The sequence below is a fragment of the Pontibacter liquoris genome, assembly GCF_022758235.1.
Lineage (GTDB): Bacteria > Bacteroidota > Bacteroidia > Cytophagales > Hymenobacteraceae > Pontibacter > Pontibacter liquoris.
Genome location: NZ_JALEBG010000001.1, coordinates 274,780 through 289,218, shown reverse-complemented (window position 1 = coordinate 289,218; position 14,439 = coordinate 274,780). Strand labels below are relative to the sequence as shown.

Genomic DNA, 14,439 nt, shown 5'->3' with positions numbered 1-14,439 from the left:
GGTTATACTTCGGCATTCTACCTGCAGCTACAGATGCAGGATAACGAGCAGCGAGGCCACAGCGATAAAACACCAGAGCACCACCCCCAGTGCCAGCGGCTTCCAGCCGACAGCTTTTATCTGTTCTACGGACAGCCCGGCGCCAATAAGAAAGAGTGTGGCCACCAGAGCCGCTTTGGAGGCTGCTACCACCTGGGTGTTAAATAACCCGGCAAAAGAGAGGTAGCTGTTGGCCAGTATCGCCCCCATAAACAAAGCAATAAACCAAGGAATAGAAATCTTTTTGGCATCACTTTTAAACACCAGCGCCGAAAGCAGGCTGACAGGTATAATCCAAAGGGCGCGGGCTAATTTCACGGTAGTAGCAACCTGCAGCGCCTGCTGGCCATACGTGGCAGCCGCTCCCACCACCGAACTGGTATCATGTATGGCAATGGCGCTCCATAACCCAAACTGGTGCTGCGATAAATGAAAGAAGTGCCCCACCGGCGGGAAAACCACCAGCGCCACGGCGTTTAGCAGAAAAACAGTGCCCAGCGCCACCGAGATCTCTTTTTCGGAGGCATTCACCACGGGCGCCACCGCCGCAATGGCGCTGCCCCCGCAAATAGCTGTCCCGGACGAAACCAGATGCGTGGAGCGGCCGCTCATGTGGAGCAGCTTACCCACTACCACACCCAGCACAAACACGGCCCCGATCGAGGCAGCCGTCAGGACCAGCCCTTCCTTCCCCACCCGAATAACCTGGGGCAGATTCATGCCAAACCCCAGGCCCACCACCGATGCTTTCAGCAGCCAGCCTGTTGCTTTGCGGCCCAACTGCTGAAACGGGTGGCCCCAGCAGTAAGTAAACAGAAAGCCGCCTACCAACGCAACGGGCGCACTGATCCAGGGCGTAGCACACACCAGTAACGCCCCTATAAAAATAATCTTTTGAAAACCCCTCTCTTTTAGCGTTAGTGTCTGCATTGCCTTGTTTGCTTTATTTTCTGCAAACTTACGCCCGCTGCGCAGGGGGTACCAATCACTAAAAGTGCTAAGCTATTGCCTAAGGTTATACTGCCTGATGCAGAACTGCCGGAAAAGGTGCAGCAGCTTTGATTGCCGTCCATGCAGGTTGATAAACTGAAAGGTCCGGTTTATTTCACAGCCGGTCACCTCGATCACCTGCAGCTTGTTGGCTGCCAGCTCTTCTATGATTGTATGGATTGATAAGAACGCGCAGGCCCGGGCATATTGCAGGTACTGTTTTATACTTTCGGTGCTGCCCAGCTGCATCTCTATCTGCAGGTCTTTGCGGCTGAGGTGGTGTTGTTTCAGCGCCTGTTCAATAACGGCAAGCGTGCCCGAGCCTGCCTCGCGGATAACGAGCGGGATGTGCTTGAGCTGCGCCACCGGCAACTCGACCGGGTACGTTTTTTTGTTGCTGGTGCTGGTTACCAACACAATCTCATCGTGCACAAACGGGCTATACTGCAGCTGCGGCAGGGTTCCGCTTCCTTCAATCAGGCCTACATCCACCTTTCCTTCCAGTAGCAGCTGCTCGATCTTTTCGGTGTTATGGTTTACCAGCGTCAGGTCGATAGATGGATAGCTTTTTTTGAAAGCGGCCAGGATCTTCGGCAGGATATACTGTGCAATGGTGGTGCTGGAGCCTATCCGCAACTGCCCCGACTGCCCCTGTTGCATGGCATGCAGCTCTTCCTCCAGATTACGGTACAGTTCGAAAATCTGGGTGGCATACCGCAAAAGCAACTCGCCTGCGGGCGTCAGGCTGATGGCATTGCCATGCCTGTTAAAAAGCGCCGCGCCTGTTTGATTCTCCAGCTCACTGATATGTTTGGAAACAGCGGGCTGCGTGATAAACAGAATCTTTGCTGCTTTCGAAAAGCTGCGGTTTTCTGCCACTGCCTTAAAAACCTGAAGCCTGAAGTCGAATATCATAGGCGCAAACGTTTATACCTGCTCAAAGGTAAGCCCGATCCTGTTAATCGCCTGCTGCGGGTTGTACTTTCCGATAAATATAATGCTGGCCGCTTTTTTATCTGTTGCCGCAATTTTTAACCACGCGCGCTTTTTAGTAGATTTGTAGGGCACCCTTAACAGATATTATACTTACAGCAATGGTAGATTTAGGCAATTACAACGAACTGGAGATCGCACGGGAAGTAGACTTTGGCGTTTACCTCACTTCTGAAGACGGCGATATCCTGTTGCCTGCCAAATATGTGCCGGAGGGTGCCAAAGTAGGCGACTTTGTGCGGGTGTTTGTGTACCGTGACTCCGAAGACCGCGTAATTGCCACCAACCTGACGCCGCTGGCTACCGTGCGCGAGTTTGCCTGCCTCACCTGCCGCGACACCGCTCCTTTTGGCGCGTTCCTGGACTGGGGATTGGAAAAAGACCTGCTCGTGCCGCTGCACAACCAGAAAAACAAAATGCAGGTAGGCCAGAAGTATTGCGTCTATGTATACCTCGACGAGACAACCGACCGGGTAGTGGCCACCTCGAAGCTGGGAAAGTATTTACATAACGAAGACAGCCAGCTAAAAGAGAACGAGGAAGTGCAGCTGCTGGTAGCTGGCTTTACCGAGATCGGCATCAAAGTGATCATTAACAACGCCTACATGGGCATCCTCTATAAAAATGAGGTATTCCGGGACCTGCAACTTGGCGATAAGCTAGTAGGCTATGTAAAAACGATCCGGCCGGATAACAAAATAGATGTGACGCTGCGCAAGCCCGGCGCCACCGCCCTGGGCGAGTCGTCGGAAGCGGGCGAGAAGATCCTGCAACTGCTGCAGCAAGGCTCGGGCTGGCTCCCGCTCTCCGACAGCAGCACGCCCGAAGACATTTACAAGCTGCTGGGCATGAGCAAAAAAACCTTTAAGCGCGCTATTGGCGGCCTCTACCGCGAAGGCAAAATCGAGCTTTCCGAAGACAGCATCCGCCTGAGGCGCTAGGGGCCGCCACACCCGGCGCGCCCCACTCCCGTCCTCTCACCCGCACACGCTTAAACCAAGTCGATCACCTTAATTTTAGCCGGGCGCTCCCCTGCCCGGCCTTACCGTATGTTTTCCAAAGTAGTACCTTTTCTTTTTGCCGTAGCGTTCCTTTCTTCCTTTGTCTCTTTTGCTCAGGCGGGCAAGTATAAAACCACCACCGCTGTGCGTACGGCCACAGCACCGGTGCTGGACGGCGAACTTGAGCCCGAAGTATGGCAGCAGGCCCAGCCTGCCAAAGACTTTATCCGCTTCGACCCGCTCAACGGTAAGCCTTCCGCCCAGCGCACCGACGTATACCTGCTCTACGACGATGATGCTGTGTACATCGGGGCCAAACTGCACGACACCGCTCCGGATTCGATTCTGACGCAGCTGGGTAACCGCGATTCGGGCGAGACCAATGCCGATATGTTTGGCGTGTACCTCGACACGTATAACGACAAGCAGAATGCCTTTGCCTTCCTGGTATCGGCGGCGGGCGTGCAAACAGATATGAAGCTCTCGCAGGGGCGCGAGGACTGGAACTGGAATGCCGTGTGGGCCAGTAAGGTAAAACTGAATGAAGATGGCTGGACGGTAGAGCTGCGCATTCCGTACGGAGCTATCCGCTTTCCGGACGCGCAGGTGCAGACCTGGGGCCTCAACTTTATGCGTGTGATCCGGCGCACCCGCGAGAAATCGTTCTGGAACCATGTGGATAATGCAGTAGAAGGGTTTGTGAACCAGGAAGGCCGCGCCATTGGCATCGAAGGGCTCCGGTCGCCGGTGCGCCTGCAGTTTACGCCGTACGTGTCGGGGTATGTGAGCACGTATTCAGGTGATGCCGAAAATAAGCCGATTACCAGCCACGCTATAAACGGCGGCATGGATGTTAAGTATGGCATCAACGACGCCTTTACCCTGGACGTGACCCTGATCCCCGATTTCGGGCAGACCGCATCAGACAACAAGGTACTCAACCTGAGTCCTTTCGAGGTGAAGTATAGCGAGAACCGGCAGTTCTTTACCGAAGGCACCGAGCTGTTTAACAAAGCCAACCTGTTCTACTCGCGCCGCATCGGGGGCAAGCCCATCCTCTACAACTCCGCCGCAGACAGCCTGCACGCAGGTGAAGCCCTGGTTGAAAACCCGTTGGTGAGCAGCCTGGTTAATGCGGCCAAAGTATCAGGGCGCACGCGCCGGGGCCTGGGCATCGGCATTTTCAATGCTATTACGCGCAACATGTTTGCCACCGCCCAGGACTCGATAACCGGACAGACCCGCGAGATCCTGACCGACCCGGCTACCAACTATAACGTGTTTGTGCTGGACCAGACGCTGCCACGCAACTCCTACATCACCTTTACCAACACCAACGTAACCCGCGGCAGCAACTTGTACGATGCCAACGTGTCGGGGCTGCAAGTGCGCTTTGCCGACCGCTCCAACACCTTTGCTGTGGCAGCAGGCGGCAATCTGAGCCAGCTCTACGGCAAAGACACTAACGGCGACGTGGCGCTTGGCCACCAGTACAACATCAGCTTGGCCAAAATAAGCGGCAACCTGCTCTACAGCCTGCGCCACACCACCGAATCGGATACCTACGATATTAACGACCTGGGCTACCTGCAGAACAACAACGAGGTGAGCACATCGGCACAGGTTAATTACAACCTCTACCAGCCTTACTGGAAGTTCCTGAACTGGAACAACCGCCTGAGCGTGAACCATAGTATGCTGTATGCGCCGCGCGCTTTTACCAGCTGGGGCCTTAGCGGCAGCTCCGGGGCCAAGCTCCGCGATTTTACCTGGGTAGGTATAAACTGGTCGGTGCGGCCCGAAAATGCCTATGATTACTACGAAGCACGGGCGTTTCCGCAGGTGTTTGTTAAGCCTCCCGCCTTTGAGGTAAGCAGCAACTTTTCCACGGATTACCGCAAGCGGCTGGCCCTGGATGCCAACACAGGCCTGTGGCGCTCCCGCCGCTACAACCAGTCGGTGTGGTGGCTGGGCCTTACGCCGCGTTTCCGGGTAAACGACAAGCTGCTGCTCAGCAACGGCAACAGCTATAGTATAGAGCGCCACGACCTGGGCTATGCCGGCAAGGATGCCGCCCGCCATACCATCTTCGGCGACAGGCAGGTAACCACGCTCACCACTACGCTCTCGGGCGCTTACATTTTCAGCGAGAAGTCCGGGCTGATGCTGAACATGCGCCATTACTGGTCGCAGGCAGCTTACAACTCGTTTTATGAGCTCACACAGAACGGTTTGTTGCAGCAGGTCACGTCCGAGCGCAACGGCAGCATGGCAGGTTTTAAAGATATCAACCTGAACCTCTTCAACATCGACCTGGTTTACAGCTGGCGTTTTGCGCCGGGCAGTGAGCTGCGCGTCGTATGGAAGAACGCCATCCAGGACAGCAAAACCGAATTGGTACCGCGCTACCTCGAGAATATGTCGCATACCCTGCAGGCACCGCAGAGCAACAATTTTTCGGTGAAACTACTATACTTTATAGACTATATAGCCCTTAAAAACGTACTCTCTGCGTAAGTCAAAACTCCTTATGCAAAAAGTACGAACCGCTTTAATTGCCGGTGGAAGCGGCTTGGTTGGTGGCCACTGCCTGCAGCTGTTGCTCAAAAGCGACAGGTATAGCCAGGTTATTTCAGTGGGCCGGCGGGAGCTGCCCCTCATTCATCCCAAGCTCGAGCAGCTCGTCGTTGACTTTGATGATCTGAAACCCGCTGCCCCCGACATGGTGGCCGATGACGTGTTCTGCTGCTTGGGGACTACCATCAAAAAGGCGGGCTCAAAAGAAGCTTTTTATAAAGTGGATCATACTTATGTGGTAGAGCTGGCCCGGGTAACGGCCGCCAAAGGAGCCACGCAGTTCCTGGTAGTGTCGTCCATGGGAGCCAATGCCCATGCCATGATCTTTTATAACAAGGTTAAAGGCCAGATGGAACAGGATGTGCAGCAACTGGGGCTGGAGACAGTGCATATTTTCCGGCCGTCGCTGCTGCTGGGCGAGCGCGAGGAAACCCGCTCCGGCGAGGAGATCGCCTCCAAAGTGATGCTGCCCCTGAGCAACCTGATGGTTGGCCCGCTGAAGAAGTATAAACCCATTGCCGGCGAAACAGTAGCCCAGGCCATGCTGCAGGCGGCCTCCCTGAACCAGCATGGCGTCTACATCCATCCCTCCGACGAAATTGCCCGCCTGGGCACCCAACTGTAGCGTGCCCGCCTCCGTAAGACGATGCGACGAACGATACCCGGACTTATGGCAGCACAGCAATTACAACACGTTTTCCCAAAGGCCTCCCGCTACGACCCGGAGTGGGTGCGGCGCCACTCGATGGGCGAGAACGTACTTCTGAACCTGGAAAGCCTGACCAAAGACCTTCCTCTGAAACCCGGCATGCGCGTGCTGGACCTGGGCTGCGGCAAAGCTATCAGCTCCATCTTTCTGGCCAAAGAGTTCGGGGTAACCGTGTGGGCGGTGGATGAGGCTATCTCTGCCTCCGACAACTATGCGCGTATCTGCGCGGCAGGTTGCCAGCAGCAGGTCATTCCGCTGGAGGCGGATGCCCGCGCCCTGCCTTTTGCCGAGGAATACTTCGATGCCGTGATCGTGGTGGACTCCTATACGTACTTTGGTACCGACGAGAAATACCTGCCCTACATCTGCCGTTTTCTGAAACCCGAAGGGCGCATTGCCATTGCCGATGTATGCTTTACCTCCGAGATAGAAACCCTGGACCAGGTGCCCGCTTTCCTGCAGCAGGATTACCAGCACTACTGGTACTTTATACATACGATAAGCTGGTGGCGCAAGCTATGGGAGAAAACAGGCCTGGTACAGGTAGAAGTGGCACAGGCACTCGATGGCGCCGAACTGGTCCGAAAGCAATATATCCAGGATTTTGAGCACCAGCACAAGCAGGACCCTTTTGCCAAAGCCCTCTCCCTTGATAAGCAGCAGTTTATCTCGTTCTTCAAGCTCATCGGGCGGCGCACCGGCAAAACCATTTACCTGCAGGACTACAAAGCCGAAAGCAAAAAGTAAATCAGCGGTACAATAAAAGCAGGATACTTCGTTAGAAGTTTTAATTTTGTAGTAGCCAAGGCATATCTCACAGCTGCGGCCAACGCACTTTTAACCCTTTATAACGTTCATGAAAATACTTTTCCGCAGTTTATTTGCCCTCATGCTGGTGCTTTCAGTAGCTTTAAGTGCCCGGGCGCAGAGTGGTTACAGCACCGGTATCGGTTTAAGAGGTGGTGCAGCCTCGGGCCTTACCATCAAGCATTTTATTAAGAGCGATGCTGCCATCGAAGGCATCATCAGCACCAGCTTCAAGTATAGAGGCACCGTTATCACCGTGCTATACGAAAAGCATGCACAGGCTTTTAACACAAGCGGCCTGCAATGGTACTATGGCCTGGGTGGCCACATCGGCTTTTACGACGGCCATTACTATTATGACCGCAAGCATGACCGCTACTACGATGACAACGTGATGGGTGTAGGGGTAGACGGCGTACTGGGCCTGGAATATTACATCCGCGACATTCCGTTCACCATTGGTGCCGACGTGAAGCCTTACATCAACATACCGCGTGGTGGCGGCTTCTGGGATACCGCCCTGCACGTACGCTATGTGTTCTAAAGGTTGAATTGTTGAATGGCTAAATTGTTGATTGTTGAATCAATAATTAGATAAAAAAGAGAGGCCCCGCTATACTTGTAGCGGGGCCTCTCTTTTTATATTCCGGTTTAGCAGCAAGTGTAAATGCAGCGGTAAGTATAAAGCCGGATTACAAATCCTTGTAACAACATACTCTCGGTTTGCAAACCCGAACGAGCAGAGAAGTATAAAGTATGGCTCACGCAAGTATGAAGACTTTCCCCATACGAAGGCACAAGTAACGCTGCGCTGAACACTTGCGCCAGCTCGGGTTCATACAACACCCCAGCAATTTAACCATTAAACAATACAGCAATAAACAACTAACAACCAGCAATTCAACCCCTCAAAACGCAATGTGCATCAGTGCGTCGCCCTGGTTGACTACCGGCATGTTCTGCAGCCCTACTACGTATCCGGTAGCCGGGGCGTTCAGGCGTACTTCCATTTCGCCATAGGGGTCGGTGATGCTGCCGATGTACTGATTCTTTTTAACGTACCCGCCCAGCGGTACAAAGCTGCGCCAAAGGCCGGCGTTCTTGGCCCGCAACCAAAGATCTTTCATGCACATCACCGGCGGGCCCAAGGGGGTGGCGCGGTTTGCCGTCATGCCCAGGTGGTGCAACACCCGGCAGGTGCCCTCAATTCCCAGGGCAATGCCATTTTCATCAAAGCGCAGGCTCTCGCCGGTCTCATACACCAGAATAGGCTTGTTTAATTTTGCCGCTTCCTTGCGCAGCGATCCCTGCCGGTAAGCGGCGTTCAGAATAAACGGGGGCGCAAAGGCACGGGCCAGTTCCTCGTTCTTAAAATCGTTGAGCACACACCGGATCTGCGGGTAATTGGCGCGGCTCGAACCACCGGTATGAAAGTCCAGGCCATAATCCACGTAGGGCATGATCTCTTTCATAAAGCGGTGCGCCACACGGCTGGCCAGCGAGCCATCGCGGTTACCCGGAAAGCTGCGGTTCACATCTTTGCCGTCGGGCACCTCGCGCGAGAAATTCAGAAAGCCGTAAATATTAAGTATGGGAATGGCAATGATGGTGCCTTTGAGCGGGTAGAGCATCTTTTTGGAAAGCATCCGGCGAATGATCTCGGTGCCATTTACCTCGTCGCCGTGCATGCCAGCCATCAGCAATACCACCGGGCCATCGTGCACCGAGCGGAACACATAAACCGGGATCTCGATCACGGTACCGCTGGGCAACTTGCTGATCACCAGCTTGGTGAGCACCTTTTCACCCCGGTCAATGCTTTTGCCGTTGATAACGATCGTTTCGGGCATGCTATTCCTGTACGCTCTTTTTAGACTTCCGCTGGGCAAGCCCTTCTACATATTGGATAATTTTGGCGGCAATATCTTTCTGAGTAGCCTTTTCGATGCCTTCCAGTCCCGGCGAGGAGTTCACTTCCAGGATAAGCGGCCCGCGCTTGGACTGCAGCATGTCTACCCCGGCTATACCCAGGCCCAGCGATTTGGCAGCCAGCAGAGCGGCCGCTTTTTCCTGTCGCGTTAGTTTGATGAGCATGGCTTTGCCGCCGCGGTGCAGGTTAGAACGAAACTCGCCTTCTTTGCCCTGCCGCTTCATGGCGCCCACCACTTCGCCGTTCACTACAAACGCCCGGATATCGGCACCACCGGCTTCGGAGATAAATTCCTGCACAATAATGCGGGCTTTGAGGTTATGAAAGGCTTCAATCACCGACTCGGCGGCTTTTTGCGTTTCTGCCAGCACCACGCCAAGGCCTTGCGTGCCTTCCAGCAGTTTGATCACCAGCGGCGCGCCACCTACTTCTCTTACCAGCTCCGAGGTGTTTTTAGAGTAGTTAGTAAAGGCTGTTTTGGGCATACCCAGCTTGGCCCTGCCCAGAATCTGGAACGAGCGCAGCTTATCGCGCGAGCGCACAATGGCCTGTGAGTCCACGGCGCTTTTTATTTTCATCATTTCGAACTGGCGCACCACGGCTGTGCCATAAAACGTAACCGAGGCGCCAATGCGCGGAATAATTACGTCTACACCGGTAAGGCGCTCGCCTTTATATAAAATGTGCGGGTCGCCCTGCTCAATAACAAGGTCGCAACGCAAGTGGTCGAGTACGATAGCCTGATGCCCCCGTTGCTCGGCTGCTTCTACCAACCGGCGGGTAGAATAGAGCTTTGGGTTACGGGAGAGAATAGCGATCTTCATATAGGCTGTTTATTTCTTTTTCTGTTTGATTTTATACTTGCGGGCAACATTCTTGCGGGCCACATCCACCACAAAGCGCCCCCGGAGCAACTTGCGCCCGATCAGCACCGGGTACTTCATGTCGCTACGGTCTGAGAGGGAAAACTCTGCTTCAATCTCTTCTTCAAAAAACTTGATCCTGGTCCGGATCACGAACCGCTCCTGCACCTCGCCGAAAGAGCTCTTTATAGCGCGCAGGTTATACTCGGCAAAATGCAGCCGCTTGTGGTTATACTGCGGATGAGAGGGGTCCAGCAAATCCAGGCTGATGATGCGGGTGCCGTCAGCCAGTACTTCCTCCTGAATATCAGAGCAGTGAATAGCTGACGTATACGCGCCGGTATCAATCTTGGCCTCAATTTCATCAATATCGAGCTCGGGAAAAGAAACAAGCTCCCGCCGCCCGATCACCTTTCTTACAGGTTTTGATTTTTTACTGTTTTCCTCTTTCATCAGAGGTTAAAGATAGGGGGTAATTATCAAATATGAATGCTGAATTATGAATTGCGGTGGAAGCCACCCGGATCATAAGTCAGCATTCATACTTTATTCAGACATGTTTTATTTAGAATACGTGATGCGGTAGATGGCATTGTTGGCATCATCAGACACCAGCAGCGAGCCGTCTTTCATCACGAGCACATCTACCGGGCGGCCCCACTCCTTCTGGCCTTCCAGCCAGCCCTGCGCGAAAGGCTCATAGCTGGTCACATTGCCGTTTGCGTCCTGGCGGGCCAGCATCAGGCGGTAGCCGATCTTTTGCGAGCGGTTCCAGGAGCCGTGCTCGGCAATAAAGATCTGGTTCTTATACTCGGCCGGAAACATGTTGCCGGTATAGAATTTAAGCCCCAGCGAGGCGCCGTGCGGGCTCAGGGTTCTGACAGGCTTTACAAACTCGCTGCAGTCGTGCTCTTTGCCAAACTCCGGATCTGAAATAGTACCGGCATGGCAGTAGGGGTAGCCAAAGTTCTGGCCTTTTTCTGTGGCGCGGTTCAGCTCGTCGGGCGGAGTGTTATCGCCCAGCATGTCGCGGCCATTGTCGGTAAAGTATAAAGCTTTGGTAGCCGGGTTCCAGTCCATGCCCACACTGTTGCGCACGCCTGCCGCGTATACTTCCAGCCCGGTACCATCGGCATTCATGCGGGTAATGGAGGCGTAGATAGGCTTTTCAGATTTGCAGATGTTGCAGGGCGCTCCTACCGGCACGTATAATTTGCCATCGGGCCCGAAGGCGATGTATTTCCAACCGTGGTGCTCGTCGCTCGGAAACTTGTCGTTCACTACCTCAAACTTGGGTTTGTTGCGGAACGTGTTTTCGATGTCCCGGTACCGGAGGATGCGGTTGATCTCGGCCACATAAAGATCACCGTCTTTCAGGGCCACTCCGTTGGGCGTGTTCAGCCCTGAGGCTACCACTACCACTTCGTCTGCTTTACCGTCTTTATCCTTGTCGATCACGGCAAACACCTTGTCGTTGCTGCGCGTGCCCACAAACAGAATACCGGACGGGCTCATGGCCATGGAGCGGGCATTTTCCACATCCTTGGCATAATAATCAATGCGGAAACCAGCGGGCAGTTTGATGCGCTCCAGGTCTTTATCCACAGGGCCCGAAGGCAGGCTTACGGCTGGCTCCTCGGTTTCGGCCTGCTGGTTTTCCGTTGGGCCGGTTTTAGTAACTTCTTCTTTGTTAGCAGTAGCTTCCTCTTTGTTAGACGTATCGTTGCTTGAGCAGCCGACGCTGACAACCATCATCGTAATAAAGGACAGGATGAGGCCAGAATGTTTTTTCATAAAGTGATCGTTTGAAATTGAAGGACGACAAAGTATAGCTTTTAGCTCTAGCCGTGCCTGTTGCAGGCAGGGCTTCGGAACTGTAAGCTATGTATACTACAACAAAAATACAATGTTGTCGGGATGCTGCGGGAACAGGGCTGCCGGAGAAGTATAAAGTGGGCTATGGTGTTAGTTATTTCCGGAGCGTTTGCGGTGCAGCAGCTCTGCTACTTCCTGCAGCAAATGGGTATGGCCCGTTTTTAGTAGCACCAGCTTGCCATGTGTCAGCGCCTTTACGAAAACGCCCACGCGCCGGGGCGAAATAACCTGGTCGAACTCCCCCAGAAACATGGTGACCGGCACCTGGTGCCTGTTGAGTTGCGCCACAATGTTGCGGATATCGAAGGACAGGTTACGGAAGCCGATCCAGCTGCGGTAGATGCGCAGGCGTTTGGGGGTGGTATCCATCTGGAAACGGGCAAAGCGCACCAGGCTTTTGTGCACCAGGTTATACTTGCCCAGCACCTGGAGCAGCGTAAAGAAAGGCGCCGGCTTGAGCACGGTGCGCTTAAAGAGCTGCTGCAACCAACCAGGATAGGTGGCAATGTTGTACCAGAAACTGGTGCTGATGCCGTCCGGGGCGATCAGAAACAGCTCCTCGAGGCGCTCGGGCATGCGCTCTGCCAGCGTGAGGGCAAACTTACCGCCCATACTAAAGGCCATTACTGAGAACCGCTCCACTTTATACTTGTCTAAAAAGTGCGTTATAAAGGCCTGCAGCAAATCCTTGGTAAGCGGCGTGGTATGCTTGTGCAGCTGGCTGTGCCCATGAAAGAACAGGTCGAAGGCGTAGATCGTGTACTCGCTGCCTAGTGCTTTCTCCATTGGCTGGTAATAGGCGCTGCTCTGCCCATACCCATGAAAGGCCAGCAATACCCGGCTGCCGTGCCCGATAACGCGGTAGTGGAGCTTGGATCGGTTATGGAGCAGGTAAGGCAATTGGGGAAGTTAGAAAGTTGGGAAGTTAGAAAGTTAGAAGGTTAGAAAGTTAGAGAGTTGAAGGCACTCAGTTTTATACGCACTCTGACGTTAGCGTCCGTTTGTGCCCAGTCTGCAAGTTACCAAAGCTACTGGTTCAAAACAGGGAGGCACAAGCGGACGCTTGCGCTAGGAAAGGCAAAGTATAAATCATTTTTTATCACTTTTTAACTTTATAACCTTCTAACTTTCTAACTCCTTAAAGTTTAGAAACGCCGCCTGATACGATAAATTTCATCACTTCGCTGCTTGGCAGGTCCAGGTAGGTTACGTTTCGGGCCGGGATCAGAAACAGCTCCCCCGAGAAGTTATAAGAGTGCGGAAAGTATACCGCCACCCTGTCCTCGATCATTATACTTGTCAGCGCGTCCTGCGTTACAAAACCCAGTTTCAGGTTATCCGAGTCTTCCGCCATCTTTACCAGCACCGGCTTGTTAAACTTCTGGTTATCGCCTACAAAGGCATCAAACAGGTCTTTTATACTTGTATAGATAATGCTCACCAGCGGCACTTTGGTTAGCATGCGCTCCATGATGATGAAGAAAGGCTTTACAAAAAAGGAAGAGCCGATAAAGCCCACCAGCGTAAGCAGCAGCACCATCAGCAGGATGCCCAGCCCCGGTATGCCGAGGGCAAAAAGGGAATCGAGCCAGTCGATCACGGCCACCACGATCCAGATCGTAATCGTAATAGGCGCCATGATCAGCAGCCCGTTCAAAAAATAGCGGAATAATCGTTTCATTGGGTGAAGTCACAAAAAAGGCTTTGCCGGAGCAAAGCCTAAATGTAGCAAAATTGCTGTATAGTATAAGCGCTGCGTTTACTGAACGGCGGCCGTATCGAAAGCGGCAATACCCCTGGCTACCTGCTCCATGAGCCACATGGGGGTAGAGGTGGCGCCGCAGATACCCACGCTTTGGGCATTGGCAAACCACGCCCGCTCCAGCTCTTCTTCGTTCTCGATAAAGTAGCTGTTGGGGTTATGCTGCTTGCATACGCTGTAGAGCGCCTTACCGTTAGAGCTTTTTTTGCCGCTTACAAAAACCAGCACGTCGTGCTCGGTGGCAAAGCGGGCCAGTTGCGGCTCGCGGTTCGATACCTGGCGGCAGATGCTGTCGTTGGCGTCAAAGTCGGGTAGCGTGCTGTCTTGGTTCGCCTGCCGGATGCGTTCCTCAATTAAAGCCTTGATGTGGTAAAAGCCTTTGGTGCTCTTGGTGGTCTGGCTAAAGAGCGTAACGGGCCGTTTGAAATCAATTTTATCCAGGTCGGCTTCGGTGGTGACGATGATGGCTTCGTCGCGGGTCTGTCCGGCCAGGCCGATCACTTCGGCATGCCCCACCTGCCCGTAGATCACGATCTGGCCATTGTCGTTGCGCTTGCTGTCGAAGGCGTGCTTTACGCGGTTCTGCAGCTTCAGCACCACAGGGCAGGAGGCATCGATGAGCTCGATATTGTTTTCCAGCGCTACGCGGTAAGTTTCAGGCGGCTCGCCGTGCGCCCGGATCAGCACCTTGCAATCATGCAACTCTTCGAGCTGCTGACGGTCAATAATGCGGAGGCCTTTTTCGTAGAGGCGTTGCACCTCCATGCCATTGTGTACAATATCGCCGAGGCAATACAGCTCGTCGCAGGTTTCCATTTCATCCTCGGCCATCTGGATGGCGAACTCAACGCCAAAGCAGTAGCCTGAATTTTTGTCTATCGTAATGTTCATGT

Annotated in this window: 14 protein-coding genes; 5 read left to right on the top strand and 9 right to left on the bottom strand. The window is 53.7% G+C overall.

Annotation, left to right across the window (positions count from 1 at the left end; translation table 11 throughout):
- Window positions 1-27 precede the first annotated feature (27 nt).
- Together LWL52_RS01160 and LWL52_RS01155 are read right to left on the bottom strand one after the other, a co-directional pair.
- On the bottom strand, window positions 28-969 hold the full coding sequence (locus LWL52_RS01160; RefSeq protein ID WP_242916294.1) for a YeiH family protein: 942 nt from the start codon (window positions 967-969) through the stop codon (window positions 28-30).
- A gap of 72 nt (window positions 970-1,041) precedes the next feature.
- Window positions 1,042-1,944 (bottom strand): LysR substrate-binding domain-containing protein, encoded by a 903-nt coding sequence (locus LWL52_RS01155; protein ID WP_242916293.1) that lies wholly within the window; start codon window positions 1,942-1,944, stop codon window positions 1,042-1,044.
- A 179-nt stretch (window positions 1,945-2,123) separates the two neighbouring features.
- Here LWL52_RS01155 and LWL52_RS01150 point away from each other — a divergent pair, with 179 nt between their 5' ends.
- The 5 genes from LWL52_RS01150 to LWL52_RS01130 all read left to right on the top strand — a co-directional run bounded on the left by LWL52_RS01150 (window position 2,124) and on the right by LWL52_RS01130 (window position 7,660).
- On the top strand, window positions 2,124-2,963 hold the full coding sequence (locus LWL52_RS01150; RefSeq protein WP_242916292.1) for a CvfB family protein: 840 nt from the start codon (window positions 2,124-2,126) through the stop codon (window positions 2,961-2,963).
- A gap of 108 nt (window positions 2,964-3,071) precedes the next feature.
- Window positions 3,072-5,540: a DUF5916 domain-containing protein gene (locus LWL52_RS01145; protein ID WP_242916291.1), complete on the top strand. Its 2,469-nt coding sequence runs from the start codon at window positions 3,072-3,074 to the stop codon at window positions 5,538-5,540.
- 13 nt (window positions 5,541-5,553) lie between these two features.
- Window positions 5,554-6,225 (top strand): oxidoreductase, encoded by a 672-nt coding sequence (locus tag LWL52_RS01140; protein WP_242916290.1) that lies wholly within the window; start codon window positions 5,554-5,556, stop codon window positions 6,223-6,225.
- A gap of 45 nt (window positions 6,226-6,270) precedes the next feature.
- The gene (locus LWL52_RS01135) at window positions 6,271-7,056 is read left to right on the top strand and encodes an SAM-dependent methyltransferase (protein WP_242916289.1); all 786 of its coding nucleotides are present in this window, start codon (window positions 6,271-6,273) and stop codon (window positions 7,054-7,056) included.
- 109 nt (window positions 7,057-7,165) lie between these two features.
- Window positions 7,166-7,660: a hypothetical protein gene (locus LWL52_RS01130; RefSeq protein WP_242916288.1), complete on the top strand. Its 495-nt coding sequence runs from the start codon at window positions 7,166-7,168 to the stop codon at window positions 7,658-7,660.
- 364 nt (window positions 7,661-8,024) lie between these two features.
- On the opposite strand, the gene LWL52_RS01125 is transcribed toward LWL52_RS01130, so the two are convergent.
- The 7 genes from LWL52_RS01125 to LWL52_RS01095 all read right to left on the bottom strand — a co-directional run bounded on the left by LWL52_RS01125 (window position 8,025) and on the right by LWL52_RS01095 (window position 14,437).
- Window positions 8,025-8,966 (bottom strand): succinylglutamate desuccinylase/aspartoacylase family protein, encoded by a 942-nt coding sequence (locus tag LWL52_RS01125; protein ID WP_242916287.1) that lies wholly within the window; start codon window positions 8,964-8,966, stop codon window positions 8,025-8,027.
- Window position 8,967: 1 nt separating this feature from the next.
- Window positions 8,968-9,870 carry a 30S ribosomal protein S6--L-glutamate ligase gene (rimK, locus tag LWL52_RS01120; RefSeq protein ID WP_242916286.1) on the bottom strand — a complete coding sequence of 301 codons (903 nt, stop codon included), beginning with the start codon at window positions 9,868-9,870 and terminating at the stop codon, window positions 8,968-8,970.
- A gap of 9 nt (window positions 9,871-9,879) precedes the next feature.
- Window positions 9,880-10,362: an ATP-dependent zinc protease family protein gene (locus tag LWL52_RS01115; protein ID WP_242916285.1), complete on the bottom strand. Its 483-nt coding sequence runs from the start codon at window positions 10,360-10,362 to the stop codon at window positions 9,880-9,882.
- A gap of 108 nt (window positions 10,363-10,470) precedes the next feature.
- Window positions 10,471-11,703: a PQQ-dependent sugar dehydrogenase gene (locus LWL52_RS01110; RefSeq protein WP_242916284.1), complete on the bottom strand. Its 1,233-nt coding sequence runs from the start codon at window positions 11,701-11,703 to the stop codon at window positions 10,471-10,473.
- A 171-nt stretch (window positions 11,704-11,874) separates the two neighbouring features.
- Window positions 11,875-12,684 (bottom strand): alpha/beta fold hydrolase, encoded by an 810-nt coding sequence (locus LWL52_RS01105; protein ID WP_242916283.1) that lies wholly within the window; start codon window positions 12,682-12,684, stop codon window positions 11,875-11,877.
- A 238-nt stretch (window positions 12,685-12,922) separates the two neighbouring features.
- Complete coding sequence (locus LWL52_RS01100; RefSeq protein WP_242916282.1) at window positions 12,923-13,465, bottom strand: DUF502 domain-containing protein; 543 nt, start codon at window positions 13,463-13,465, stop codon at window positions 12,923-12,925.
- A gap of 78 nt (window positions 13,466-13,543) precedes the next feature.
- Complete coding sequence (locus tag LWL52_RS01095) at window positions 13,544-14,437, bottom strand: 4-hydroxy-3-methylbut-2-enyl diphosphate reductase (RefSeq protein ID WP_242916281.1); 894 nt, start codon at window positions 14,435-14,437, stop codon at window positions 13,544-13,546.
- Between the last annotated feature and the right edge of the window lie 2 nt (window positions 14,438-14,439).

What these genes read in the sequence shown, in the direction of transcription:
- LWL52_RS01110 (WP_242916284.1), bottom strand. Translation starts at nt 11,703, where the DNA reads ATGAAAAAACATTCTGGCCTCATCCTGTCCTTTATTACGATGATGGTT.
- LWL52_RS01100 (WP_242916282.1), bottom strand. Translation starts at nt 13,465, where the DNA reads ATGAAACGATTATTCCGCTATTTTTTGAACGGGCTGCTGATCATGGCG.
- LWL52_RS01140 (WP_242916290.1), top strand. Translation starts at nt 5,554, where the DNA reads ATGCAAAAAGTACGAACCGCTTTAATTGCCGGTGGAAGCGGCTTGGTT.
- LWL52_RS01135 (WP_242916289.1), top strand. Translation starts at nt 6,271, where the DNA reads ATGGCAGCACAGCAATTACAACACGTTTTCCCAAAGGCCTCCCGCTAC.
- LWL52_RS01155 (WP_242916293.1), bottom strand. Translation starts at nt 1,944, where the DNA reads ATGATATTCGACTTCAGGCTTCAGGTTTTTAAGGCAGTGGCAGAAAAC.
- LWL52_RS01095 (WP_242916281.1), bottom strand. Translation starts at nt 14,437, where the DNA reads ATGAACATTACGATAGACAAAAATTCAGGCTACTGCTTTGGCGTTGAG.
- LWL52_RS01160 (WP_242916294.1), bottom strand. Translation starts at nt 969, where the DNA reads ATGCAGACACTAACGCTAAAAGAGAGGGGTTTTCAAAAGATTATTTTT.
- LWL52_RS01150 (WP_242916292.1), top strand. Translation starts at nt 2,124, where the DNA reads ATGGTAGATTTAGGCAATTACAACGAACTGGAGATCGCACGGGAAGTA.
- LWL52_RS01145 (WP_242916291.1), top strand. Translation starts at nt 3,072, where the DNA reads ATGTTTTCCAAAGTAGTACCTTTTCTTTTTGCCGTAGCGTTCCTTTCT.
- LWL52_RS01125 (WP_242916287.1), bottom strand. Translation starts at nt 8,966, where the DNA reads ATGCCCGAAACGATCGTTATCAACGGCAAAAGCATTGACCGGGGTGAA.
- rimK (WP_242916286.1), bottom strand. Translation starts at nt 9,870, where the DNA reads ATGAAGATCGCTATTCTCTCCCGTAACCCAAAGCTCTATTCTACCCGC.
- LWL52_RS01130 (WP_242916288.1), top strand. Translation starts at nt 7,166, where the DNA reads ATGAAAATACTTTTCCGCAGTTTATTTGCCCTCATGCTGGTGCTTTCA.
- LWL52_RS01115 (WP_242916285.1), bottom strand. Translation starts at nt 10,362, where the DNA reads ATGAAAGAGGAAAACAGTAAAAAATCAAAACCTGTAAGAAAGGTGATC.